This is a genomic window from Zoogloea sp. (assembly GCF_041908905.1).
GTDB lineage: Bacteria > Pseudomonadota > Gammaproteobacteria > Burkholderiales > Rhodocyclaceae > Zoogloea.
Map to the genome: position 1 here is coordinate 1 of NZ_JAYREK010000005.1, position 21,561 is coordinate 21,561.

A 21,561-nucleotide genomic window follows, 5' to 3' on the forward strand; every position below is an offset into this window, starting at 1 on the left:
TCGAGCCCGGCGAGCAGCGCCCGCAGCTCGGCGTCGCCGGGCAGGCCGAAGGAGCGGGCGGTGACCCGGTCCTCCGGCACCGCAACGCTGGCGTCCTGGTGGGACGGCGGCGCGGAGGGCGCGGTTGAAGCGGTTGAGCCTGCCGAGCGATAGGCGCTGGCTTCGCCCAGAAAGTAATAGGGCGAAGACGGTGCGCTCGGGCCCCGCGGGGGCTCGGGCGATTCCACCCGCGGCAGCGCGGCGGCGTAGGCCTCGGGCACGCCATGCACCGGGTTGGCGGCGCGGCCGGTGCCGGTGGCGGCATCGACGGCTTCGTCGGGGGCCGCGGCCGGGGTCGCCGGCGCCGGGGCGAGGGCCGGCGCGCGGTTGGCGAGGGCGAGCTCGGTCTGTGGCGGCTGCGGCGGCGCCCCGAAGGGCAGGCGCGCGTCGTGGCCGCCGCCGGGCAGGGCGGCGAAGAACTCGCCGGCCAGCTGGGCGAGCAGCGTCACGTCGGGCAGGCCCGCGGGCACGGCGCCGCCGATGCCGTCACTTGTAGGTGTCGAGGGCACTGTAGTCATGGTACTTGCCGACCTCCACGTCATCGAGCACAGCCAGCGCATCTTCGGTGTGGACCACCAGAGAGCAGTACAGGGAAATCAGGTAGGACGCGATGGCGTTGCGGCTGATGCCCATGAAACGCACCGACAGGCCCGGCCCCTGCTCGCCGGCCACGCCGGGCTGGAACAGGCCGGTGACGCCCTGGCGCTTCTCGCCGACGCGCATCAGCAAAATCTTGGTCTTGCCGTCTTCCACCGGCACCTTGTCGGAGGGCACCAGCGGGATGCCGCGCCAGGTGAGGAACTGGGCGCCGAACAGCGACACGGTGGGGGGCGGCACGCCGCGGCGGGTGCATTCGCGGCCAAAGGCGGCGATGCCCAGCGGGTGGGTCAGGAAGAAGGCGGGCTCCTTCCACACCTTGGTGAGCAGGTCGTCCAGGTCGTCGGGGGTGGGCGCGCCGGTGAGCGTCGAGATGCGTTGCTCGTCGGCCACGTTGGCGAGCAGGCCGTAGTCCGGGTTGTTGATGAGCTCGGATTCCTGGCGCTCCTTGACGGTCTCGATGGTGAGGCGCAGCTGCTCCTTGATCTGGTCGTGGGGGCTGCTGTAGAGGTCGGAGATGCGGGTGTGCACGTCGAGCACGGTGGTGACCGCGTTGAGGAAGTATTCCCGCGGCTGGTCCTCGTAGTCCACGAAGATCTCCGGCAGGTCGCCCTCGTCCTCGCGCTGGGAGCAGCTGACCCGCACGTCCTGGGGGTTCTTGACCTTGTTGAGGCGGTAGATGCCGGCCTCGACCGGCAGCCACTGGAGGAAATGCACCAGCCAGCGCGGCGAGATCGTCGAGAGCTGGGGGACGGTTTTGGTGGCGTTGGCCAACTGGCGTGCCGCGGCATCGCCCAGTGCGTGATGCACCCTGTTTTCTGCTGCCATGACTTACTCCTTGTTCCTGCCTGGGCAGGTGTGGTTGAAACTGGAAACCCCTGGCGCCCTTGCCGGTGCCAGTGGGGGCTTGCGAGACACGTTGTTCATCTTTTCTGTAGGGGCCGTGCGTTGCCACGGGGGGCGCGAGACGACGCCCTATATGTATGCGCCGTCGCCGGCGGCGGGCTCTTGCTGCAGGCCGGCCTGGGTGACGTGGCTGCCGGGCGGCAGGCTGCGGGTGAGCCACACGTTGCCGCCGACGCTTGAGCCACGCTCCACGGTGATGCGCCCGAGCACCGTGGCGCCGGCGTAGATCACCACGTCGTCCTCGATGATCGGGTGGCGCGGCAGGCCCTTCTCGAGGCTGCCGTCGGCGCCCACCGGAAAGCGCCGGGCGCCGAGGGTGACGGCCTGGTAGAGGCGCACCCGGGCGCCGATCACCGCGGTCTCGCCGATCACCACGCCGGTGCCGTGGTCGATGAAGAAGCTCGGGCCGATCTGCGCGCCCGGGTGGATGTCGATGCCGGTGGCCGAGTGGGCCAGCTCGGCGACGATGCGGGCGATCAGCGGCACGCCCAGGCGGTACAGCTGGTGGGCCAGCCGGTGGTGGATCACCGCGTGGATGCCCGGGTAGCACAGCACCACCTCGTCCACGCTGCCGGCGGCGGGGTCGCCCCGGTAGGCGGCCTCCACGTCGCTGTCGAGCAGCGCGCGGATGTGGGGCAGGGCGGCGGCGAAGTCGCGCACGATGCGGGTGGCGCCCTCCAGGCTGGCGTCCAGCGCCGGGTGGCCGTGGCGCTGCTGGTAATCCAGCTCCAGCGCCACCTGGTCGCGCAGGCCGTTGAGGGCGGCGTCGAGGGTGTGGCCGACGTAGAAGTCTTCGTTCTCCTGGCGCAGCTCGGCGGGGCCGAGGCGCATCGGGAACAGCGCGCCGCACAGGCCGGCCACCACCGCGCCGAGGGCCTCGCGGGAGGGCAGCTCGCGGCCGCCCCATTCCCGCTGGCGTTGCTGGGCGAGGCGCCAGCGCTCGCGCACGCCGCGCAGCTCGGCGACCACCGCTTCCAGGTTCCACGAGGTGGAGGGGGTGGCCGCGGGCTGCGGCCGGGGGCCAGGGGCGGGCCGTGGGGCCTTGGGGAGATGGCCGGCGAGGGCGGCCTTGGGGAGGGCGGCGGTGTCCATGGCTCAGTCCTGCACCCACGGCAGGCCGTGGAAGCGCCAGCCGCCCAGGCCGCCGCGGCGGGTGTCGGCGTCGAGCTCGCCCTCGAAGCCTTCGAGCACGTTGAAGACACTGCCGAAGCCGGCCCGGGCGGCGGCCTCGGCGGCGGCGGCGGAGCGCTTGCCGCTGCGGCACAGCAGCAAGATCACCGCCTGCTTGCCCACCTTGGCCTCCAGCTCCTTCACGAAGCGCGGGTTGCGGGTCATGCCGGTGCCGGTGGCCCAGGCCACGTGGAGGCTGTCGGGCACGTGGCCGACAAACTTGCGCTCTTCGTTGGTGCGCACGTCCACCAGCACCGCGCGGCCGGCGCTGAACAGCGCCCAGGCGTCGCGCGGCGACAGGCCGCCGGCATGGGGCAGGCCGGCCTCGCGGGCTGCCTGGCGGGTGTCTTCGAGAAGCCGGCTCAACGGATCGTCGGCCGGCGCAGAGGGGGGAAGGCTGGGGTGAGTGGCTTGGCTGGGTTGAGGGGCGAGCATGGTGTTCTCCACTGGTTGGGGGGCGCCTGGCTGCGCCCTGTCCGGTGGAGAAACATTAACGGCCCGCCCGTCGCCGACGAACCAATAAGAATTCAGATCGATTGCAGCGGGAATGTGCAGAGCATTGCAGGGCCGCTCCGCAAAGCATTGCAGGATTCGTGCATAGGCCCGGGGGGCGGTGGACACAAAAAAGGCGAAGCCGGTGGCTTCGCCTGATCGGGATGGCGCGGAGGCAGGGGCCGGCGTGGGACGGCGGGACTCAGCCGCGCAGCTCGAACAGCCGGCCGTCGCTGCGGGTGCCGTGGCGCAGCCGGGCGAGGGCGCCGTGGCGGCCGCGGCGGTTGCGGGGCTTCCCGCCGAGCGGGCCGGGGGGCAGGCTGCCGGCTGCGGCCTGCAGGGCCCGCAGGCGCTCCAGCCCCTCGGGCCAGGGGCCGTGGCCGGAATCCACGTTGATGTGCCCGGCGGCGCCGATCTCGTCGAGCCGGCTGCCCCAGCGCTCGGCCCAGTGGGCGGCGGTCGGGAGGGGCACCCAGGGGTCGTCGCTGCTGGCCACCACGATGCTGGGGGGCGCCAGGGGCGTGTCGGGAATCCAGCGTGCCAGGCTCTGGGGCGCGTGGGGGTCGCCGGGGACGCGCAGGCCGGTGAGGCTGAAGCGCTCCGGGTCGGCCGGGGCGACCAGCATCAGGCCGGCGACCCGCTCGGGGCGGTCGGCGGCGGCGACCACCGAGGCCAGGCAGCCGAAGCTGTGGGCCACCAGCCACACCGGCCCGGGTGTCCGGTCGATGGCGTCGCGCACCGCCCCTGCCCAGCGGGCGAGGATGGGGGTTTCCCAGTCGATGCCGGCGACCCGCCGGGCCTCCGGCAGCTGGCCCTCGAACCAGCTCTGCCAGTGGGCCGGGCCGCTGCCGTGGAAGCCCGGGACGATCAGGATGGTGGGCTGCCGGCCGGCCGCCGGGCCGTCATCCGATGGGCGACGGGGGGCGTGGAGGGTGGTCATTTAGCGCCGGTTGATCTGGTCGAAGATGCCGCCGTCGGCAAAGTGCGCCTTCTGGGCGTTGGTCCAGCCGCCGAAGACCTCGTCGATGGTGAACAGCTTCACTGGGGCGAACTGCTTGGCGTATCTGGCGGCGATCCTGGCGTCCCGCGGGCGGTAGTAGTTGTCGCCGGCGATGGTCTGGCCCTCGGGGGAGTAGAGGTATTCGAGGTAGGCGGTGGCGACCTTGCGGGTGCCGCGCTTGTCCACCACCTTGTCGACCACCGCGACCGGCGGCTCGGCGAGGATGGACAGGGACGGGGTGACCAGCTCGAACTTGTCCGGGCCGAGCTCCTTGAGGGCCAGGTAGGCTTCGTTCTCCCAGGCGATCAGCACGTCGCCGATGCCGCGCTCGACGAAGGTGGTGGTCGCGCCGCGGGCGCCGGAGTCGAGCACCTTCACGTTGCCGAAGATCTGCTTGACGAAGTCGCGGGCGCTGGCCTCGCTGCCGCCCGGCTGCTTGAGGGCGTAGCCCCAGGCCGCCAGGTAGTTCCAGCGGGCGCCGCCGGAGGTCTTGGGGTTGGGGGTGATCACCTCGACGCCGGCGCGGGCGAGGTCGTTCCAGTCGCGGATCTTCTTGGGGTTGCCCTTGCGTACCAGGAACACGATGGTCGAGGTGTAGGGCGCGGCGTTGTGGGGCAGGCGCTTCTGCCAGTCGGCGGGGATCAGCTTGCCCTTCTCGTGGAGGGCATCCACGTCGTAGGCGAGGGCCAGGGTGACCACGTCGGCCTCCAGGCCGTCGATAACCGAGCGGGCCTGCTTGCCGGAGCCGCCGTGGGACTGCTTGATGGTGACTGTCTCGTTGCTGCGGTTCTTCCAGTATTTGGCGAAGGCGGCGTTGAAGTCCTGGTACAGCTCGCGGGTCGGGTCGTAGGAGACGTTGAGCAGGGTCACGTCGGCGAGGGCCTGGCCGGCGAGGCCGACGGACAGCAGGGCGGCCAGCAGGCAGCGGGCGAGGCGGGGCTTGAGGGGGGAGCGCATCGTTATGTCCTTGATTGTCGGGGGATGGCGTGGAGTCTAGGGACAGCGCCCGCCGCGGCGAACCAAGAAAAATGACGAAGCTAATCGCGAATCCTGAAAAGGCCGTGGAGGCCTCCCGGCCGGCGGGGTAAGCTCACGCCATCTGTTGCCCGAACCGGACGTCCGATGTCTGCTCCCGACCCCCATCCGCCGAAACCCGTCGAACGCCACCGCTGGCTGCGCTGGGCGCTCGACGCCGCGCTGATCGTGCTGGTGATCGTGGCCGTGCAGCTGTGGCAGACCCGCCACGTGCCCTTCGGCGCGGCGCCGGATTTTGCCGGGCCGCTGGCGACCGGCGGAGCCATGGGGCTCGCGGCCTGGCGCGCGGATCACCCCGGCCGGCCGGTGGCGGTGTATTTCTGGGCCGACTGGTGCCCGATCTGCAAGGCCCAGCAGGACAGCGTCGCCAGCCTCGCCGGGGATTGGCCGGTGCTCACCGTGGCGATGCAGTCCGGCTCGCCGGCGGAGGTGGCCCGGGTGCTGGCCGCGCGCGGGCTGGCCTGGCCGACGGTGGTGGACGAGAGTGGCGCGATCGCCAGCCGCTACGGCCTCGCCGGCGTGCCGGCGCTGGCGGTGATCGATGCCGACGGCCGGCTGCGCACGGTGGCGGTGGGCTACACCACCGCCCTCGGGATGCGGGCGCGGCTGTGGTGGGCGAGCCTCGTCCCGGCCTCGGGCGCGGCGGGCGGTGCGCGCAAAACTTCGGAATAAACTGATAAAACCCGCGAAATATACGGATATCCCGAATCGATTGCGTGGTCTAGAGTATCGCCCGTGCAGCACCTTTGCTGAGCTTTACAGGAGCATCGCATGCGAGTTCACATCAAGGTCGTCGGTCTTCCGGGCGCAGCCCAGCTGCGTCGCTTTGCCACCCGGAAGCTCGACGTCGCGCTTTCCTGTTTCGCCGATCGCATCGAAGGGGCATCGGTCCGCCTGCTTGACATCAACGGTGCGGACCGTGGCGGCGTCGACAAGCTGTGCCGCATCGCCCTCACGCTGAAGGGGCATTCGGCGGTCGTCATCGAGGAGCTGGGGAGCAACATCCAGCGCTCCATCGAGCGGGCCACCGAACGCCTGCATCAGCGCGTCTCCCACCAGCTGGCGCGGGTCGTGAAGGTCCCCGGCCCGCTCCCGGCCTGAGCGGCGCGCCACCTGGCCGGGCGTGCCGTCAGGCCGCCGCCGGGTGCAGCCCGCCGGCGGCCTTCCAGCGGTATTCCTGCATCAGCCGGCGCAGGAAGTCCTCCGGCGACAGGCTCTCGCCGAGCAGCGTGCGCTGGCGCACCACGTTGGCAAAGTCGCCGGGGGTCAGCCCGTCCAGCCCCTCCAGCGTGCGGGCGAGGCGCGGCGGAATGGTCTCTATGGCCGCGTCGCCGAGGGCTTCGCGGGCAAACAGCCGGAGGCGCTGGGCCGGCGTCAGCGGGCGGAAGTGCAGCTTGAAGTCAAAGCGCCGCAGCGCCGCCGGGTCGAGGCCGTCCATCAGGTTGGTGGCGGCGATGAAGATCCCCGGGAAGCGTTCGATCTGCTGCAGGAGCTCGTTCACCTGGGTGGTTTCCCAGCTGTGGCGGGCCAGCCGGCGGTCGCGCAGCAGGCTGTCCACCTCGTCCAGAAACAGAACGCTGTGTTCGGCGTCGAGGCCGTCGAAGAGCGCGGCCAGCTGCTGCTCGGTCTCCCCCACGTATTTCGACACCAGGTCGGCGGTGGTCCGCACCACCAGCTCGCGGCCGAGGGCGTCGGCCAGGATGTGGGCGAACTCGGTCTTGCCGGTGCCCGGCGGGCCGTAGAAGCACAGCCGGCCCTGGCCGGTGCGCAGCAGCGCGTCGGCGATGCGCGCCGGGGCGATGCCGCCGGCGAGGTTGAGGCAGCCGATGTCGAATTCGGTGGCCGGCTGGCGCCGCCGGGGCGCGCCGCGGCCGGTGAGGAGGCGCCGGCTGGCGGCGATGCCGCCGCGCAGGGCGTCGGCCGGGTCGTGGTCGGGCTGCAGGTCGAGCAGCCGTCGGGCCGCGCCGAACTGGGCCGGCACCAGGGCTTCGTCGGCGGCCAGCTCGTCGAGCAGCGCGGCGGGCACCGCGGTGTCGCCCAGGTGGCGCTCGACCATCCGCCGGCGCACGGCCCGGGGCGGCGTGGTGAAGGCCACCGGCAGCAGGAAGCGCCGCAGGAAGGCGGGGTCCATGCCGCGGGTGTCGTTGGTGATCCAGATCGCCGGCAGGGGGTTCTCCTCGAGGGTCCGGTTCATCCAGCCCTTGTCGCCGTGGGGGCTGCCCGAGGGCTTGCCGAAGAGGGCGAGCAGGAGGTTGTCGCCGCCGCCGAAGGCGTCCTCCACCTCGTCGAAGATCACCAGGCTGTCGTCGCGGCCGCGCAGCAGGCGCTGCAGCAGCAGGTAGGCGGACAGCCGGCCGCGGCGCGACAGGCCCTCGCCTTCGTCGTCCCCCGTGCGCACCCGCCAGGCCACCAGCCCGGCGGCGCTGGCGACGGCCTGGGCGAACTCGGTCTTGCCGGTGCCCGGCGGGCCGTAGAGCAGCGCGTTGACCCCCGCCGCCCGCGCGCCGGCGGCCCGGCCGAGCGTGCGGCGCAGGCGTTCGCCGGCGTCGGCCAGGTGGGGGTAGTCGGCCAGCGTCCATGGCGAGGGTGCGACGGGCTCGACGATCATCGCCAGCAGGTCGGCACGGGTCTCGGGGGCGGTGAGGAGGATCTCGTTGAGGAGATCCTCGGCACCGCAGAAATCCTCCAGGTCTTCCCGCGCCCGCGGCGGCCGGATCAGGCCGAGCTGGCGCAGGGTGCCGGCCCGGCCGAAGACCTGCTTCAGGCTTGTTGCCGGGGTGTCCAGCGCGGCGGCCAGGTTGGCGAGGTTGTCGCGCAGGCCGTTGCTGCCGGTCTCCCGCAGGAGGGTGCTGAACACCGGCATCTGCACGCGCTTGTCGATGAAGTCGAGGACCGCGGTCTCGGTGGCATCGAGGCCCGCGCACTCGGCGATCAGGGCCACCCCCGGGTGGGTCGGGCGGCTGCCGTCCTGCCGGGCGAGGCGCGCGTACACGCCCTCCGGCACCCGGGCCAGCGCGTCGGCCAGGAAGGCGCGCACCCGGCGGCCGCGCGGGCCGCGCAGGTGGCGGCGGTCGGGGCTCAGCAGAAAGGCCGGCAGCCCGTCGTCGCCGTCGTCATCGTCGTCGTCGATGTTGCGTCTGGCGGACCACTCGGCCTCCAGCCGGGCGAGCACCGCGGGGTCGAGCAGCGGCAGGCACAGGGCCCACAGGGCGGCGGTGAAGTCGCTGTCGGCGAGGCGGCGCAGCAGGGCCGGCTGCCCCCGCAGCATCTGCAGGGCGTAGCGGCCGGCGCGGCGGGTTTCGGCGGGAACGGTGGCGAAATCCCGGCGCCAGGGGGAGGTCTTGGACGTGCGGGCCATTTTCAGCAGCCTCCGTCGGTGAAGGGTTGCAGGCGGCGGCTGTCCACGTGCCACACCAGGAAGTCGCCCCGGTGTTCGCCGTCCTCCACGAAGACGCCGAGCGCCACGTCGAGGGGTTCGCGGAAGTAGGGGCTGCCGGAGTTGGTCTCGCCGTCGTACACAGGCGTGGCGAAGGTCTCGACCACGATGGCCGGCTTGCCGTAGCTCGGCCAGCGGCGGTTGCGCAGGCCGGGCTTCCAGCTCACCACGTCGCCGGGGCGCAGGCTGTGGGAGTGGGTGAGGCCCTCGAAGCGCTCGCGCAGGGCCGCGGCCAGGTTGTCGAGGGGCGAGCCGAGGGGTTCGTCGTCAAAGAGCAGCAGCTCGGGGGCGGCTTCGTCGATCCCGAGCTTGGCGAGCAGCGCCCGGGACGACAGGGGCGGGGTTTTCTTGGCGGTCATGGCGATCTCCAGGGGGGGGTGACAGGGCGCATTGAAGCAGTCCGGCACGACAGGCTGTGTCGTACCCGGCCGTAAGCTGGCGCCATCGACACGGCTAAAGGGCGCCGTGCCGAGGACGTAAGACCCTGTGTTCACGGGGTCCATGCCGGCCCTATCCGGAGGAGCAGTGCAATGAACTTCACATGGGGCATCCTGGGCCTCGGCAGCATCGAAAGCGTCCGCCGCGTGCGCACGCTGCAACTGGCCGCCACGACGCGGCATTTCAACGAGCGGGCGGTGCCCGGGCTCGGCAACGTGTGGTTCGGCCGGCAGCTGTATCTGGCCACCCTGGGCCTGCGGGTCGCCGAGCGGGCCGCCGAGCGGGCCGCCGAGCGGGGCAGCAGCGCCGGCAAGATCGCGGTGGCGAACGCCATCGAGGCCCTGGGCTGCTGGCTGGCCATCAGGGGCGGGCTGCGCGCCGGCGAGGGCCGCGTGCGCGGCACCACCCTGCTCGCCGGCAAGACCGACCTGAGCTTCCGCAGCGTGAGCCAGCCAGGCTTCTACGTCTCGCAGCCGATGCGCATGGCCACCGTCAGTGCGCTGCCGGCGCTGGGCTTTGCCGACGCGACGGGCAGCCGCTTCAGCGCTTTTGCGTGCAACGCCGACGGCGCGGCCTTCATCGACGCCGTCGCCGCGGACTGCCACCCCTTCGGGCGCGAGCTGGTGGAGCACCTCGCGCTGTGGGTGTGCGGCGAGACCGACCAGGTCAACACCGACGCCGTTTACCGCGGGCTGGCGCCGGTGCTGCCCCTGCCGCCCCGGGCCCGCCAGCTGCTGCACACCCGGCTCGAACAGGGCGCCGCCGGCGAGGCGGCGGACGACCGCACCCGCCGCGGCGACGCGCTGCGCTGGGTGCGTGCGCGGCGCCGGGGGGCGCCGCCGGTGGCGTGGGAGGCGCGCCCGGCGGAGATCACCCAGGCCGCCCACTGGGCCGACCTGCACGCCGGGGCGCTGTTCTTTCTCGCCCGCGACGCGGCCCTGGCGGTGCTCGACGCGCTGGAGCAGGAAATCGACACGCCGGAGCGTCGGGTGGCGATCGGCGGCCCGCTGCCGGGGGCCGTCCAGGCCGGGCTGGCCACGCTGCGCGAGGCGGCGGCGGCCTTCCTCAAGGCCCGCCACCCGGCCCGGGAGGCGACGCGCTTCTGCACCGAATGCATCGCGCCGCTTGACGCCGAGGTGCTCGGCCATCTGCTCGAACGGGACGGGCGCATCCTGCGCCGGCTGGGCGACCAGGCCTGTCCGGGCCCGGCCTTCCGCGGCAGGGTGGGGGAGGCCGACGGCGCCGCCGATGCCACGGCGGCCCCCGACGATGCACCACCGGCCGATGATCCGGCGTGGCCGGCGGGCATCTCCCACCGCATCCATAACCTGTGGTGGCTCGGCCTCGATGTGGACGGGCTGCTGGAGGCCTGGCTGCAGCCCGCCACCGGGGAGGTCGCCCATGGCTGACAAACCCTTGTGTCCGCCGTCCCTGGCCCAGCTGTTCGACGCGCCGCCGGAGCATCGGGGCGTGTTCGGCTGGTTGTGCGGCTACTCGGCCGATGCCGACTTCCTCGACCAGGCGCTGGAGCGTTTCACGCTGGAGACCGCGGCCCAGCGCGCCCACCGGGGCCGTGTGTCGCTGGCGCTGATCCTCGATCCGGCCCAGCCGGCCTTGAGCCCGGTTGAGGTGCCGGGGCTGGCCCATCTGCCGCTGCGCCGGGCCGACGCGCGGCCGTTCCGGCTGCTCCACGCCAAGTTCGCGCTGCTGGGCTTCCGCGGGCCGGGGGAGGACGCCTGGCGGCTGCGGCTGATCGTGTCCACCGGCAACTGGACGCGCCAGACGGTTGAGGAGAGCCTGGATCTGGCCTGGTCCATCGACATCGATGCCGCCGAGCTGGCCGCCCCCGACGATGGCGACCTCGCCGCGCGCTGCGCCGACGTGAAGGCCGCCTGGGGGCTGCTGGATTTCCTGCAGGGCCTGTTCGACCTGCGCCTGCTCGACGCCGGCCGCACGCGCCGTCACAGCGAGACGGTGGCGGCGCGGGACAGCCTGGCCGCCTGGGTTGCCCGCTGCGTGGCGGTGGCCGGCCCGCGGGCGCGTTTCATCGACAACCGCCGGCGCTCGTTCCTCGACCAACTGGTGCCGCTGCTGCGGGCCGAGGCGGGCGACGGGGCCCGCAACTACCTGGCTATGGGCTCGGGCTTTTTCGAGGCGGCGGCGGATGCCCGTGCCGACCAGGTGCCCACGGTGCTCGCGGCCATCGTCGCAGCTCTCCGCGGGGCGGGGCTGCTGACGGCCTCGGCGATGATCGACGTGTTCGTCAACCCGCTGGCCTGCCAGGGGGTAGCCGGCGCGGTCGGGGCGATCGGTGAGGCCGGCTGGTCGGTACGGCCGGCGGCGGCCATGGAGGCGGTCTTCGGCCGCCACGCCCGGCGCAGCCTTCACGCCAAGTTCCTGTTCAGCGCCCGGGAGCGCAGCAACTCGGCCGCCTGCGCGGCCGCGTGGGTGTATCTGGGCTCCGGCAACCTCACCGGCCCGGGCTTCGCCAGCCCGATGTCGGTCCACGGCGGCAACCTGGAGGCCGGGGTGGTCTTCGCGCCCGGCAGGCTCGAGTGGCCCCGGGGCGGGCGGCAGGCCCCGGCGACGCTGGTCACCAACCTGCTGCCCCTGCAGTGGGACGACGATTTCAACGCCGACGCGCCCCCCGCCGCCGGCCCTGACATGCCCGCGCCGGGCGAGGCCCACGTGGCCCCGCCGCTGGCCTGGCTGACGTGGACGACCCGCGGGACGGACGGCCTGCTGCAGGCGGAGGAGGCGGTGCCCGACGGGCTGGCCGTGCTCGACACCGCGGGCACGCCCTGCGCGCGCTTGGCCGACGGTTTCCTGTGGCCGGCGCCGAAACCGCGCCAGGTGCGCCTGCGCTGGCAGGACGCCGGCCGGGAGCGGGAGTGCCTGGTGCCGGTGATGGACGAGTTCGGCCGGCTCGCCGCCGCCGAGCTGGCCACCCTCGGCTTCGAGGAGGCCTGGTGGGCGCTGATGGGCTTTCCCGCCGCCCCCGACGACGACCCGCCGCCCGGTGCCGACGACGGCCCCGGCGGCGATGATGACGACGATGACGACGGGGGCGGTGGAGGTGGTGGCCCTGGCGGCGTGGCGCCCTATCCGGTGCGCCAGATGATGGAGCTCGTCGAGAACATCGCCGCCAAGCAGACCGCCCTGGCCCGCGCCGACTGGCCGGCCTGGTGCGCCCGCCTGGAGCAGACCCTGGCCCGGATCGCCGACAGCCCGGTGGTGGACTACTTCCGGACGCTCGGGCTCAACCCCCTGAGTCCGCTGCGGGGCGAGGCTTTCCGGCCGGATTTTGCCGAGGCGGACGACTCGCCGGAGGGGGCGATGTACGCGGCGCTGCTGGCGCGGGTGGAGGAGAAGTGGGGTGTCGCGGCCCTGCAGGTGATTGGAGCGGGGGTGCGATGAAGCAGTGTTTCAAGGGATGGATGGCGGTGGGCCGGGAGCTGGAGGCCCTCGCCGAAGCACAGGGCCGGCCGGGCTGGCCGCTCAACGACGGCCAGTGCGCGAGCCTGCGGGGCATCGCCGCGCGGCTGCCCAAGAACGGCGTGGTGATCGCCGACGAGGTGGGCATGGGCAAGACCCGCATCGCGGTGGCCCTGACCCGCAGCGTGACCGCCGCCGGCGGGCGGGTGCTGATCCTGGTGCCGCCGGGGCTGGGCTTCCAGTGGCGCGCCGAGCTGCGCGATGGCGGCGTGGCGGCCCCCGACCTGCTGCGCACCCTGTGGCAGTACCTCTCCGTGTGGGCGCCGGACGGGCCGCCGGAGACGCCGTGGTTCGAGCAGGACGTCGTGCTGCTGTCCCACACCTTCACCCGCTGGAAGCTGGGCCCCGGCTGCGACCCCTGGCGCTGGGCGCTGCTGCCGGCGGTGTACGCCCACGCGCGGCGGGCCGCCCATCCCCACAGCCTGCTGTGGCGCCACCAGAAGCTCGACGACAGCTGGGTGCAGGGCGCCGCCCGCAGCATCGTCGACGCCGTCGGCACCCTGCGGGACCCCGGCCGGCCCGCCGGTCAGCGCGACCACCCGGCCGTCAGCCTGCTGGATGAGCTCGTCACCCGCATCCACTGGCCGGCGGCTCTGGACGGCGCCAGCTACCGGCGCCACGAGGGGCTGCGGCCCGACCTGGAGCGGGTCGTCGGGCTCGGCCTGGGGGTGTTCGATCTGGTGATCATCGACGAGGCCCACAAGAGCCGCGGCCACGACAGCGGCCTGGCGCGCATCCTCGACGGCGTGGTGCTGGCGGGCAAGGCCATGCGCCACCTGGCGATGACGGCGACCCCGGTGGAACTCGACGTGGGCCAGTGGCGCCATACGCTGCGGCGCATCGGCGTGAACCCGTCCGGCCTCTCCGGCTCCGACGGCGACATCTTCGACCGCTACGCCAAGGCCTGCCAGCAGGTGCGCCAGTCGCCGGACAGCCGCGCGACGCGGGAAGCCTTCCGCACCGTTGCAGAAGCCTTCCACACCGCGCTGACGCGCTTCCTGCTGCGCCGGGACAAGCGCGAGGTGGCCGCCGTGCAGGCCTTCGCGGCGCACACCGGGCTGCCCTTCCACGCCTACCGGGAGGAGCGGGAGGTTGCCGTGGACACCCTCCACCTGGGCCCGGCCTGGAAGCAGGCAGTGTGCGCGGCCGAGGCCCTGTCGATGGTCTCGCGGGGGAGCGACGATTCCTACTCGAAGCGCCTGCGCCTGACCCTGGGCAGCGGCCATGGCATCGCGACCCTGATCGACCAGGTGCGGCGCGATGCGGCGGAGGGCCACGACCCGCTCGCCGCCGACGCTGATGACGATCCGCGGGAGACGGACGCCATCGATGCTTCCAGGGCCGCCTCGCCCGCCGCCGCCAAGCGCGCCCGGCGGGCCGCCTGGTGGCGGGAGGTGATCGGTGGCGCCTTCGAGGGCGACGGCGACCCGCTGTACGCGCACCCGGCCCTGCTGGCGGCCGTGGAGGCGATCGAGGCGGTGACCGGGGCCGGCGAGAAGGTGCTGGTGTTCGGACGCTTCACGCTGCCGCTGCAGGCCCTCGAACGCCTGCTCAACGCGCGCCAGATGCTGCGGGCCCTCGACGCCGGCGAGCCGTGGGCCCAGGCCAAGGTCCACGACGGCGAATGGACGGCCGTCCAGGCGGCCCACCGCCAGCTCGGCCGGGCCGGCGCGGCGGACCGGCAGGCTCTCGACGCGCGGCTGCGCCGCCAGTACCGCGAGCTGGACAACCGCCGCCGCGATTTTCGCACCGGTCTGCTGGAGCGGCTCGATGCCGGCCTGCCGCCCCAGGGGCGCCCGCGCAAGGTCTTCGAGGCCTTCCGCCAGGCCGTGGCCCGGGAGGCCGGGCAGGCCGACGGTGTCCTCGCGCTGGTGGCCCAGGCGCTCCACGAACTGGCCCCCGGCGAGCGTGACAGCGACGCGCCCCTGCCTGTGGCCGGGGCCTTTGCGGCGCTCCTCGACGCCGTCTGCGAGCCCGCCGACGAAGAGGAGGATGGAGACGACGAGGTGCTCACCGATACCGCCGCCGAGGCCCTGTGGGAGACCCTCGAGGCCCGCCTGCGGGAGGAGTTCAACCGCCCCGAAGGCGGGTTTGCCCGGCTGATGTACGGCGGCACCGAGCCCCAGACCCGGCGCTTCCTGCAGCTGGCCTTCAACCGGGCCGGCAGCCACCCGCGGGTGCTGATCGCCCAGTCGAGGGTCGGGCGCGAGGGGCTCAACCTGCACCGCGCCTGCCGGACGGTGGTGCTGCTCCACCCGGAGTGGAACCCCGGTGTCGTCGAGCAGCAGATCGGCCGCGTGGACCGGGTCGACAGCCTGTGGGAGCGGCTGCTTGCCGAGCGCCTCGGACAGGGCGCCAGTGACGCACCCTGGCCGCGCATCCTGGTGCGGCCGGTGGTGTTCCGGGGCACCTACGACGAACGCAACTGGGATGTCCTGCGCGAGCGCTGGGACGCGCTGCGGGCGCAGCTGCACGGGGTGGTGATCCCACCCCGCATCGGCGAGGCCTTCGGCGTGCCCGCCAGCCTGGTGGCCGAGATCAACGGGTTGGCGCCTAACTTCTCGCCGACGCCGGTGGCGCCGTGCCCGTTCTGCGGCAGCCGTCCGGCCACGGCTTTCCGGGAGATCCACGACACCTGGCAGATGACCACCCGCCGCGAGCCGGCCTGCCCCGCGTGCGCCGCCGAACCGCAGGACTGGATGACCTGAGCGTGGCGCCCGGGGCGAGGGGCGTGCCGCTGCGCTCCGTCGCCGGGCCGGCTCCGCGCTCCGCCAATGAAAAAGGGGAGCCGGCTGGCTCCCCCTTCGACTTGCCTGCGACGGCCCCGCCGGCGGGGCCGTCACGCGGCAATGCCCCGGCGACTCAAGCGAAGTTGGCGGCGGCGAAGTCCCAGTTGGCGAGGCTGTTGAGGAAGGTCTCGACGAACTTCGGGCGCAGGTTGCGGTAGTCGATGTAGTAGGCGTGTTCCCACACGTCGATGCACAGCAGGGCCTTGTCGCCGGTGGTCAGCGGGGTGCCGGCGGCGCCCATGTTGACGATGTCGACGGAGCCGTCGGCCTTCTTGACCAGCCAGGTCCAGCCGGAACCGAAGTTGCCCACGGCGGACGCCTGGAAGGCCTTCTTGAACTCGTCGAAGGAGCCCCACTTGGCGTTGATGGCGTCGGCCAGGGCGCCGGTGGGCGCGCCGCCGCCGTTCGGCTTCATGCAGTTCCAGAAGAAGGTGTGGTTCCAGACTTGGGCCGCGTTGTTGTAGACGCCGCCGGCCGGAGCCTTCTTGACGATTTCTTCGAGGGAGAGGTTCTCGTACTCGGTGCCCGGGATCAGGTTGTTGAGGTTGACCACGTAGGCGTTGTGGTGCTTGCCGTGGTGGAACTCGAGGGTCTCTTCGGAAATGAACGGAGCCAGGGCGTTCTTGGCGTAGGGCAGTTCGGGCAGGGTATGAGCCATCTTTTTCTCCGGGGTTAGAGGTTATGGAACGGGGTTGATAGCCCGACCATTTTAGTCGGGTTTTGCCCGCCGGCACAATCGGGCCGTGACGGCCGGGCCGCGAGGCTAGTCATTCTGCCTGTCCACGGTGGCGTCCACGCTGCCCTGGTGGAGCTCGACGCGGATGGCGCTGCCGGGGGGCAGGCTGCCGGCGTCGCGCACGATCTCGCCCGCCGCGTTGCGGGTGATGCTGTAGCCGCGGGCCAGCACGCCGCGGGGATCAAGGTGGGCGAGGTGCTGGGCGAGGGCGTCGAGGCGGCTCTTGCGGCGCTCCAGCAGGTTGCCGGCGGCGCGTTCGAGGCGCTGGGCGAGGGCGTCGAGGCGGGTCCGGCGCTGGGCGAGGTCGGGCCGGCGGGCGGCGAGGCGCAGGCCCAGGTTGCCGACCCGGGCCTCGCCGGCGGCGAGCTGGCGCTGCATGCGGGCGCGCAGGGCGTGGTCGAGGGCCTCGAGGCGCAGGCCGGCCTGCACCAGGCGCTGGCGCGGGTGGGTGAGGCGCGCGGCGGCCCGGTCGAGGCGCTGGGCGGCGGTCTCGAGGCGGCGATGCATCGCCCGCTCCAGGCGGGCGGCGAGGTGGGCGAGCCGGTCGTCGAGCTCGACGAAGCCCGCGCTGGCCAGCTCGGCGGCGGCCGTGGGGGTGGCGGCGCGCAGGTCGGCGGCGAAGTCGGCGATGCTCACGTCGGTCTCGTGGCCGACGCCCACCACCACCGGCAGCGGGCAGGCGCGGATCGCCCGGGCCACCGCCTCGTCGTTGAAGGCGGCCAGGTCTTCGAGGCTGCCGCCGCCGCGCACCAGCAGCAGCACGTCGTTGCCGCGGCCCTCGGCATCGCGGCCGGCGCGCCGGATGGCGGCGGCGATCTGGGCCGGCGCGCCGTCGCCCTGCACCGGGGTGGGGTAGAGCGTGACCGGCACGTGGGGCGCGCGGCGGGCCAGCGCCGCGGTGACGTCGCGCCAGGCCGCGGCCTGGGCCGAGCTGACCACCGCGATGCCCCGCGGAAAGCGCGGCAGCGCCCGTTTGATCGCCGGGTCGAACAGTCCCTCGGCCTCGAGGCGCGCCTTGAGGCGCAGGAAGGCTTCGTAGAGGTTGCCGACGCCGGCCTGGCGGACGGCCTCGACGTTGAGCTGGTAGTCGCCGCGGGGCTCGAACAGGCTCACCAGCGCGCGCACCTCGACCCGCATCCCGTGCTCCAGGCGGAAGGGCAGCAGCTGCGCGCGGTTGCGCCACATGGTGCACCGCACCTGGGCCTGCTCGTCCTTCAGCGTGAAGTAGACGTGGCCCGACGCGGCGCGGGTGAGGGTCGACACCTCGCCGACTATCCACATCAGCGGGAAGCTTCCCTCCAGCAGATTGCGGGCGGCGCGGTTGAGCCAGGACACGGAGACGACCTCGCCGGGCTTGACTTCGACGGAATTTCGGGGGGTGTTCATGGGGCGCGATTCTACCGGAATCCACATCCCGGCCCGCCCGCCGCGAAAAAATCCCGCCGCCGGGCTTGACTTGGGTAAAAAGTTATAAGTTCTTGATTTTAAAGGAATGACAACATAGCCTATTTTTTGACCCGAGTAGGAAAAACCCTTGCTGGGCGCGGGTTTAGGGCAATCGATCAACAGCAATCCACAAAGTTATCCACAGATTTTGTGGATTGTCGTGGGGAGCCCGGCTGTTGCCCTGAGCCGTGGAGCAGGTTACATTCTCGGGCTTCATACGATTCGCAGGAGTGCTCGCGTGTTCGCCATCATTCAGGCCGCCGGCTGGCCGATCTGGCCCTTGTTGTTCGCTTCCATCGTCGCCGTCGCACTGATCATCGAGCGCCTCATCACCCTGCGCCGCAGCAAGATCCTTCCCGAGGGGCTCCTCGAAAAGGTCGTCGGCGAGCTGCGCACTTCCGGTGCCACGCCCGAGATGATCAACCGCGTCGCCCTGTCGTCGCCCCTCGGCCGCGTGCTGGCCGCCGGCCTGCGCAACGTGCGCAGCCCCCGCGAGGTGATGAAGGAGTCCATCGAGGAAACCGGCCGCGCCGTGGTGCACGACCTGGAGCGCTTCCTCACCACCCTCGGCACCATCGCCTCGATCAGCCCGCTGATGGGCCTGTTCGGCACCGTGGTGGGCATGATCGAGATCTTCGGCTCCCAGACGCCGGGCGGCTCCAACCCCCAGCAGCTCGCCCACGGCATCTCCATCGCCCTCTACAACACCGGCTTCGGCCTGGTCATCGCGATCCCCAGCATGATCTTCTGGCGGCACTTCCGGGCCACCGTGGATGGCCTGGTCGTCGAGATGGAGCAGCAGGCCATCCGCCTCGTGGAAGTGGTCCACGGCGACCGTCGCTGAGGCGCGCACCATGAACTTTGGCCGTGGCCGCTCCCGCGAGGAGCCGGAGATCAACCTGATCCCGATGATCGACGTGCTGCTGGTGATCATCATCTTCCTGATGCTCACCACCACCTACTCGCGTTTCGCCGGGCTGGAGATCAACCTGCCCACCGCCGACGCCCAGGCCAGCAACACCAAGACGGTGGAGGTCAACGTGGCCGTCACCGCGGCCGGCGACGTGGTGATCAACAAGCGGCCGGTGAGCGGCAGCGGCCAGCCGGCCATCGTGGCCGCGCTGCAGGCGGCCGTCCCGGCCGACGCCAAGGACCCGGTGGTGATCATCAACGCCGACGCCAAGGCCGCCCACCAGCGCGTCATCGACGTGATGCAGGCTGCCCAGCAGGCCGGGCTGGTGCATATCTCCTTCGCCACCCAGGCGGCCCAGCAGTAACACGCCCTCGCGCCCCATGCCGCGCAGCGCCCCCGGATTCTGGCAAGGCCGAGGGCTGGCGGCATGGTGCCTGTTTCCGCTCTCGCTCCTGTTCGCCTCTGTCGCCGGCCTGCGTCGCCGGCTGTTTGCGCTTGGCTTGCTGAAGGCCGAGCGCCTGCCGGTGCCGGTGATCGTGGTAGGCAATATCGCCGTCGGCGGTAGCGGCAAGACCCCGATCGCCCTCTGGCTGGCCGACGCGCTGCGGGCCCGCGGGCGACGGCCCGGCATCGTCAGCCGCGGCTATGGCGGTTCCGTCGAGGGCGCCGCCGAGGTGCCGCCCGGCGGCGATCCAGCCCGCTATGGCGACGAGCCGGTGCTGATGGCCGCCCTGTCGGGCTGCCCGGTGTGGGTCGGGCGCGATCGCCCGGCGGCCGGGCGCGGCCTCCTTGCAGCGCACCCGGAGGTGGATGTGCTCATCGCCGACGACGGTCTCCAGCATTACCGCCTGGCCCGCGACGTGGAGGTCGTGGTGGTGGACGAAGCGACTCTCGGTAACCGCTTCCGCCTGCCGGCGGGGCCCCTGCGGGAGGGCGTCGGCCGGCTCGCCGAAGCCACCGTGGTGCTCGCCCATGGCGGCCTGTCGCCCCGCCTGCGCACAGCGCTGGGGCGGGTGCCGGTGTTCGACTTCACCCTTGCCGGCAGCGCCTTCGAGCGTGTCGGCGCCCGCGGCGAGCGCCGCCAGCCGGCGGCCTTCCGCGGCCGGCGCGTGCACGCGATGGCGGGCATCGGGCGGCCGGAGCGTTTCTTCCGGCAGCTCGAGGCGATGGGGCTGGAGATCCTGCGGCGGCCCTTTGCCGATCACCACGCCTTCACGCCCGCCGATGTGGCCCTGCCCGATGGCGATGTGCTTCTGATGACCGAGAAGGATGCGGTAAAATGCGCGCCTTTCGCCCCGGCCGAGAGCTGGGTGTGGCCTGTCCGGGCGCAGCTTGCGCCGGAGGCCGCCGAACTGATTGTGGAGAAGCTCGATGGACCCCCGACTGCTTGAAATCCTCGTTTGCCCGATCACCAAGGGCCCCCTCGACTTCCACAAGGACAAGCAGGAGCTGTGGAGCGTGAGCGCGCGCCTGGCCTACCCGATCCGCGACGGCATCCCGGTGATGCTCGAAGAAGAGGCCCGCCCGCTCACCGAAGAAGAGCTCGCCCAGGCGCGCTGAGCATGGGCTTCCGCATCGTCATCCCGGCGCGCCACGCGTCGAGCCGCCTGCCGGGCAAGCCGCTGCTCGACATCGCCGGCCGGCCGATGATCCTTCACGTGCTCGACCGGGCCCGCGAGGCCGGCGCCGACGACGTGTGGGTGGCCACCGACCATCCCGGCATCGCCGCGGTGGTCGAGGCCGCCGGCGGGCAGGTGATCGTCACCTCCGCCGATCACCCGTCGGGCACCGACCGCCTGGCCGAGGTCGCGACGCGCCTGGGCTGGGCCGACGACGATGTGGTGGTCAATGTGCAGGGCGACGAGCCGCTGATCCCGCCCGAGCTCGTCGCCGCCGCCGCCGCTGCGCTGGCCGCCGACCCGGACGCCGCGATCGCCACCGCCTGCCATCCGCTTGCTTCCGCCGACGAGTTCTTCAACCCCAACGTGGTGAAGCTCGTGCTCGACGCCCGCGGGCGGGCCCTGTATTTTTCGCGGGCGCCGATTCCGTGGGCGCGGGACGCCTTCGCCGCCGACCGTGATGCGCTGCCGGCGGGCCTGCCGGCCTACCGCCACATCGGCCTGTATGCCTACCGGGCCGGCTTCCTGAAGCGCTACACGACGCTGGCACCGTCGCCCCTGGAGCAGTGGGAGGCCCTCGAGCAGCTGCGCGCGATGGCCCACGGTTATCCGATCCAGGTCATGGTGCTCGACCACGCCCCGCCGGCCGGCGTCGACACCGCCGACGACCTCGAGCGGGTGCGCCGGGTGTTTGACCGGGCGTAAGTTTCACGTTAGTTTCACCATTCAACATCGCAACGACAATAACCAACGACTGGAGGGAAAGCATGCGTCTGATTCTGTTGGGGCCGCCGGGTGCCGGCAAGGGTACTCAAGCCAATTTCATCAAGGAAAAATTCGGTATTCCGCAGATCTCCACCGGCGACATGCTGCGCGCCGCGGTCAAGGCGGGCACCCCGCTGGGCATCGAAGCCAAGAAGGTGATGGACGCCGGCGGCCTCGTCTCCGACGACATCATCATCGGCCTCGTCAAGGACCGCCTCAAGGAGGCCGACTGCCAGTCGGGCTACATGTTCGACGGCTTCCCGCGCACCATCCCCCAGGCCGAGGCCATGAAGGCCGCCGGCGTGCCCATCGATTTCGTGCTCGAGATCGACGTGCCCGACGAGGAGATCATCGGCCGCATGTCCGGCCGCCGCGTGCATGTGGCCTCCGGCCGCACCTACCACGTCAAGTTCAACCCCCCGAAGGTCGAGGGCGTGGACGACGAGACCGGTGAGCCGCTGATCCAGCGCGACGACGACAAGGAAGAAACCGTCAAGAAGCGCCTCGACGTTTACCACTCCCAGACCAAGCCGCTGGTGGCCTACTATTCCGACTGGGCGGCCAACGGCGACGCCAACGCGCCCCAGTATCGCAAGATCGCCGGCCTCGGCAAGGTCGAGGAGATCCGTGACCGTGCCTTCGATGCGCTGAAGTAATCCGCCCGCGCAAGCAGGGTTCGCAGGGC

Annotated in this window: 20 protein-coding genes and 1 pseudogene; 11 read left to right on the forward strand and 10 right to left on the reverse strand. The window is 72.1% G+C overall.

What is annotated here, in order from left to right:
* The 6 genes and pseudogenes from ACE3OU_RS04790 to ACE3OU_RS04815 all read right to left on the reverse strand — a co-directional run.
* A pseudogene (locus tag ACE3OU_RS04790) lies at nucleotides 1-557 on the reverse strand (hypothetical protein); the annotation flags it as partial.
* Nucleotides 526-1,464 (reverse strand): family 2A encapsulin nanocompartment shell protein, encoded by a 939-nt coding sequence (locus ACE3OU_RS04795; RefSeq protein ID WP_374240404.1) that lies wholly within the window; start codon nucleotides 1,462-1,464, stop codon nucleotides 526-528. The pseudogene ACE3OU_RS04790 and the gene ACE3OU_RS04795, both read right to left, overlap by 32 nt.
* Nucleotides 1,465-1,611: 147 nt before the next feature.
* Nucleotides 1,612-2,634 carry a serine O-acetyltransferase EpsC gene (gene epsC, locus ACE3OU_RS04800; RefSeq protein ID WP_374240405.1) on the reverse strand — a complete coding sequence of 341 codons (1,023 nt, stop codon included), beginning with the start codon at nucleotides 2,632-2,634 and terminating at the stop codon, nucleotides 1,612-1,614.
* Between the two features lie 3 nt (nucleotides 2,635-2,637).
* On the reverse strand, nucleotides 2,638-3,147 hold the full coding sequence (locus ACE3OU_RS04805; RefSeq protein ID WP_374240406.1) for a rhodanese-like domain-containing protein: 510 nt from the start codon (nucleotides 3,145-3,147) through the stop codon (nucleotides 2,638-2,640).
* 259 nt (nucleotides 3,148-3,406) lie between these two features.
* Entirely contained in the window at nucleotides 3,407-4,144 is a 738-nt protein-coding gene (locus tag ACE3OU_RS04810) for an RBBP9/YdeN family alpha/beta hydrolase (RefSeq protein ID WP_374240407.1), read from the reverse strand.
* Entirely contained in the window at nucleotides 4,145-5,161 is a 1,017-nt protein-coding gene (locus ACE3OU_RS04815; RefSeq protein WP_374240408.1) for a sulfate ABC transporter substrate-binding protein, read from the reverse strand. It lies immediately after the preceding gene.
* A gap of 165 nt (nucleotides 5,162-5,326) precedes the next feature.
* Here ACE3OU_RS04815 and ACE3OU_RS04820 point away from each other — a divergent pair, with 165 nt between their 5' ends.
* Together ACE3OU_RS04820 and ACE3OU_RS04825 are read left to right on the forward strand one after the other, a co-directional pair.
* Nucleotides 5,327-5,911 carry a redoxin family protein gene (locus ACE3OU_RS04820; RefSeq protein WP_374240409.1) on the forward strand — a complete coding sequence of 195 codons (585 nt, stop codon included), beginning with the start codon at nucleotides 5,327-5,329 and terminating at the stop codon, nucleotides 5,909-5,911.
* A gap of 99 nt (nucleotides 5,912-6,010) precedes the next feature.
* Complete coding sequence (locus ACE3OU_RS04825) at nucleotides 6,011-6,340, forward strand: hypothetical protein (protein WP_374240410.1); 330 nt, start codon at nucleotides 6,011-6,013, stop codon at nucleotides 6,338-6,340.
* 28 nt (nucleotides 6,341-6,368) lie between these two features.
* On the opposite strand, the gene ACE3OU_RS04830 is transcribed toward ACE3OU_RS04825, so the two are convergent.
* Both ACE3OU_RS04830 and ACE3OU_RS04835 read right to left on the reverse strand, forming a co-directional pair.
* Nucleotides 6,369-8,597, reverse strand: a complete 2,229-nt coding sequence (locus tag ACE3OU_RS04830; protein ID WP_374240411.1) for an AAA family ATPase — start codon at nucleotides 8,595-8,597, stop codon at nucleotides 6,369-6,371.
* A 2-nt stretch (nucleotides 8,598-8,599) separates the two neighbouring features.
* The gene (locus ACE3OU_RS04835) at nucleotides 8,600-9,034 is read right to left on the reverse strand and encodes a hypothetical protein (RefSeq protein WP_374240412.1); all 435 of its coding nucleotides are present in this window, start codon (nucleotides 9,032-9,034) and stop codon (nucleotides 8,600-8,602) included.
* A 171-nt stretch (nucleotides 9,035-9,205) separates the two neighbouring features.
* Between ACE3OU_RS04835 and ACE3OU_RS04840 the strand changes: the two genes are divergently transcribed.
* From ACE3OU_RS04840 to ACE3OU_RS04850, 3 genes are read left to right on the forward strand one after another with little or no spacing between them, the layout of a single operon-like run.
* Nucleotides 9,206-10,522: a hypothetical protein gene (locus ACE3OU_RS04840; RefSeq protein ID WP_374240413.1), complete on the forward strand. Its 1,317-nt coding sequence runs from the start codon at nucleotides 9,206-9,208 to the stop codon at nucleotides 10,520-10,522.
* Nucleotides 10,515-12,530 (forward strand): hypothetical protein, encoded by a 2,016-nt coding sequence (locus ACE3OU_RS04845; protein WP_374240414.1) that lies wholly within the window; start codon nucleotides 10,515-10,517, stop codon nucleotides 12,528-12,530. Before ACE3OU_RS04840 ends, ACE3OU_RS04845 begins: the two co-directional genes overlap by 8 nt.
* The gene (locus tag ACE3OU_RS04850; protein ID WP_374240415.1) at nucleotides 12,527-15,316 is read left to right on the forward strand and encodes a helicase-related protein; all 2,790 of its coding nucleotides are present in this window, start codon (nucleotides 12,527-12,529) and stop codon (nucleotides 15,314-15,316) included. Before ACE3OU_RS04845 ends, ACE3OU_RS04850 begins: the two co-directional genes overlap by 4 nt.
* Nucleotides 15,317-15,470: 154 nt before the next feature.
* Here the strand turns inward: ACE3OU_RS04850 and ACE3OU_RS04855 are convergent, their stop codons facing one another.
* Both ACE3OU_RS04855 and xseA read right to left on the reverse strand, forming a co-directional pair.
* Complete coding sequence (locus tag ACE3OU_RS04855) at nucleotides 15,471-16,055, reverse strand: superoxide dismutase (RefSeq protein WP_374240416.1); 585 nt, start codon at nucleotides 16,053-16,055, stop codon at nucleotides 15,471-15,473.
* Between the two features lie 105 nt (nucleotides 16,056-16,160).
* Nucleotides 16,161-17,519, reverse strand: a complete 1,359-nt coding sequence (gene xseA / locus ACE3OU_RS04860; protein WP_374240417.1) for an exodeoxyribonuclease VII large subunit — start codon at nucleotides 17,517-17,519, stop codon at nucleotides 16,161-16,163.
* Nucleotides 17,520-17,817: 298 nt separating this feature from the next.
* Here xseA and ACE3OU_RS04865 point away from each other — a divergent pair, with 298 nt between their 5' ends.
* The 6 genes from ACE3OU_RS04865 (at nucleotide 17,818) to adk (ending at nucleotide 21,532) form a co-directional block, all read left to right on the forward strand.
* Nucleotides 17,818-18,423, forward strand: a complete 606-nt coding sequence (locus ACE3OU_RS04865; RefSeq protein WP_374240418.1) for a MotA/TolQ/ExbB proton channel family protein — start codon at nucleotides 17,818-17,820, stop codon at nucleotides 18,421-18,423.
* 10 nt (nucleotides 18,424-18,433) lie between these two features.
* The gene (locus ACE3OU_RS04870) at nucleotides 18,434-18,856 is read left to right on the forward strand and encodes an ExbD/TolR family protein (RefSeq protein WP_374240419.1); all 423 of its coding nucleotides are present in this window, start codon (nucleotides 18,434-18,436) and stop codon (nucleotides 18,854-18,856) included.
* Nucleotides 18,857-18,872: 16 nt separating this feature from the next.
* Nucleotides 18,873-19,883: a tetraacyldisaccharide 4'-kinase gene (gene lpxK, locus ACE3OU_RS04875; protein ID WP_374240420.1), complete on the forward strand. Its 1,011-nt coding sequence runs from the start codon at nucleotides 18,873-18,875 to the stop codon at nucleotides 19,881-19,883.
* Entirely contained in the window at nucleotides 19,864-20,052 is a 189-nt protein-coding gene (locus ACE3OU_RS04880; RefSeq protein WP_141348759.1) for a Trm112 family protein, read from the forward strand. The genes lpxK and ACE3OU_RS04880 overlap by 20 nt, the downstream gene beginning before the upstream one ends.
* Before the next feature lie 2 nt (nucleotides 20,053-20,054).
* The gene (gene kdsB, locus ACE3OU_RS04885) at nucleotides 20,055-20,816 is read left to right on the forward strand and encodes a 3-deoxy-manno-octulosonate cytidylyltransferase (protein ID WP_374240421.1); all 762 of its coding nucleotides are present in this window, start codon (nucleotides 20,055-20,057) and stop codon (nucleotides 20,814-20,816) included.
* Between the two features lie 62 nt (nucleotides 20,817-20,878).
* Entirely contained in the window at nucleotides 20,879-21,532 is a 654-nt protein-coding gene (adk, locus tag ACE3OU_RS04890; RefSeq protein ID WP_374240422.1) for an adenylate kinase, read from the forward strand.
* Nucleotides 21,533-21,561 lie beyond the last annotated feature (29 nt).

Coding starts and splice junctions, on each gene's coding strand:
- ACE3OU_RS04870 (WP_374240419.1), top strand. CDS start 18,434: ATGAACTTTGGCCGTGGCCGCTCCCGCGAGGAGCCGGAGATCAACCTG.
- ACE3OU_RS04855 (WP_374240416.1), bottom strand. CDS start 16,055: ATGGCTCATACCCTGCCCGAACTGCCCTACGCCAAGAACGCCCTGGCT.
- adk (WP_374240422.1), top strand. CDS start 20,879: ATGCGTCTGATTCTGTTGGGGCCGCCGGGTGCCGGCAAGGGTACTCAA.
- ACE3OU_RS04795 (WP_374240404.1), bottom strand. CDS start 1,464: ATGGCAGCAGAAAACAGGGTGCATCACGCACTGGGCGATGCCGCGGCA.
- ACE3OU_RS04830 (WP_374240411.1), bottom strand. CDS start 8,597: ATGGCCCGCACGTCCAAGACCTCCCCCTGGCGCCGGGATTTCGCCACC.
- xseA (WP_374240417.1), bottom strand. CDS start 17,519: ATGAACACCCCCCGAAATTCCGTCGAAGTCAAGCCCGGCGAGGTCGTC.
- ACE3OU_RS04850 (WP_374240415.1), top strand. CDS start 12,527: ATGAAGCAGTGTTTCAAGGGATGGATGGCGGTGGGCCGGGAGCTGGAG.
- ACE3OU_RS04825 (WP_374240410.1), top strand. CDS start 6,011: ATGCGAGTTCACATCAAGGTCGTCGGTCTTCCGGGCGCAGCCCAGCTG.
- ACE3OU_RS04880 (WP_141348759.1), top strand. CDS start 19,864: ATGGACCCCCGACTGCTTGAAATCCTCGTTTGCCCGATCACCAAGGGC.
- epsC (WP_374240405.1), bottom strand. CDS start 2,634: ATGGACACCGCCGCCCTCCCCAAGGCCGCCCTCGCCGGCCATCTCCCC.
- ACE3OU_RS04805 (WP_374240406.1), bottom strand. CDS start 3,147: ATGCTCGCCCCTCAACCCAGCCAAGCCACTCACCCCAGCCTTCCCCCC.
- ACE3OU_RS04810 (WP_374240407.1), bottom strand. CDS start 4,144: ATGACCACCCTCCACGCCCCCCGTCGCCCATCGGATGACGGCCCGGCG.
- lpxK (WP_374240420.1), top strand. CDS start 18,873: ATGCCGCGCAGCGCCCCCGGATTCTGGCAAGGCCGAGGGCTGGCGGCA.
- ACE3OU_RS04815 (WP_374240408.1), bottom strand. CDS start 5,161: ATGCGCTCCCCCCTCAAGCCCCGCCTCGCCCGCTGCCTGCTGGCCGCC.
- ACE3OU_RS04835 (WP_374240412.1), bottom strand. CDS start 9,034: ATGACCGCCAAGAAAACCCCGCCCCTGTCGTCCCGGGCGCTGCTCGCC.
- ACE3OU_RS04840 (WP_374240413.1), top strand. CDS start 9,206: ATGAACTTCACATGGGGCATCCTGGGCCTCGGCAGCATCGAAAGCGTC.
- kdsB (WP_374240421.1), top strand. CDS start 20,055: ATGGGCTTCCGCATCGTCATCCCGGCGCGCCACGCGTCGAGCCGCCTG.
- ACE3OU_RS04845 (WP_374240414.1), top strand. CDS start 10,515: ATGGCTGACAAACCCTTGTGTCCGCCGTCCCTGGCCCAGCTGTTCGAC.
- ACE3OU_RS04820 (WP_374240409.1), top strand. CDS start 5,327: ATGTCTGCTCCCGACCCCCATCCGCCGAAACCCGTCGAACGCCACCGC.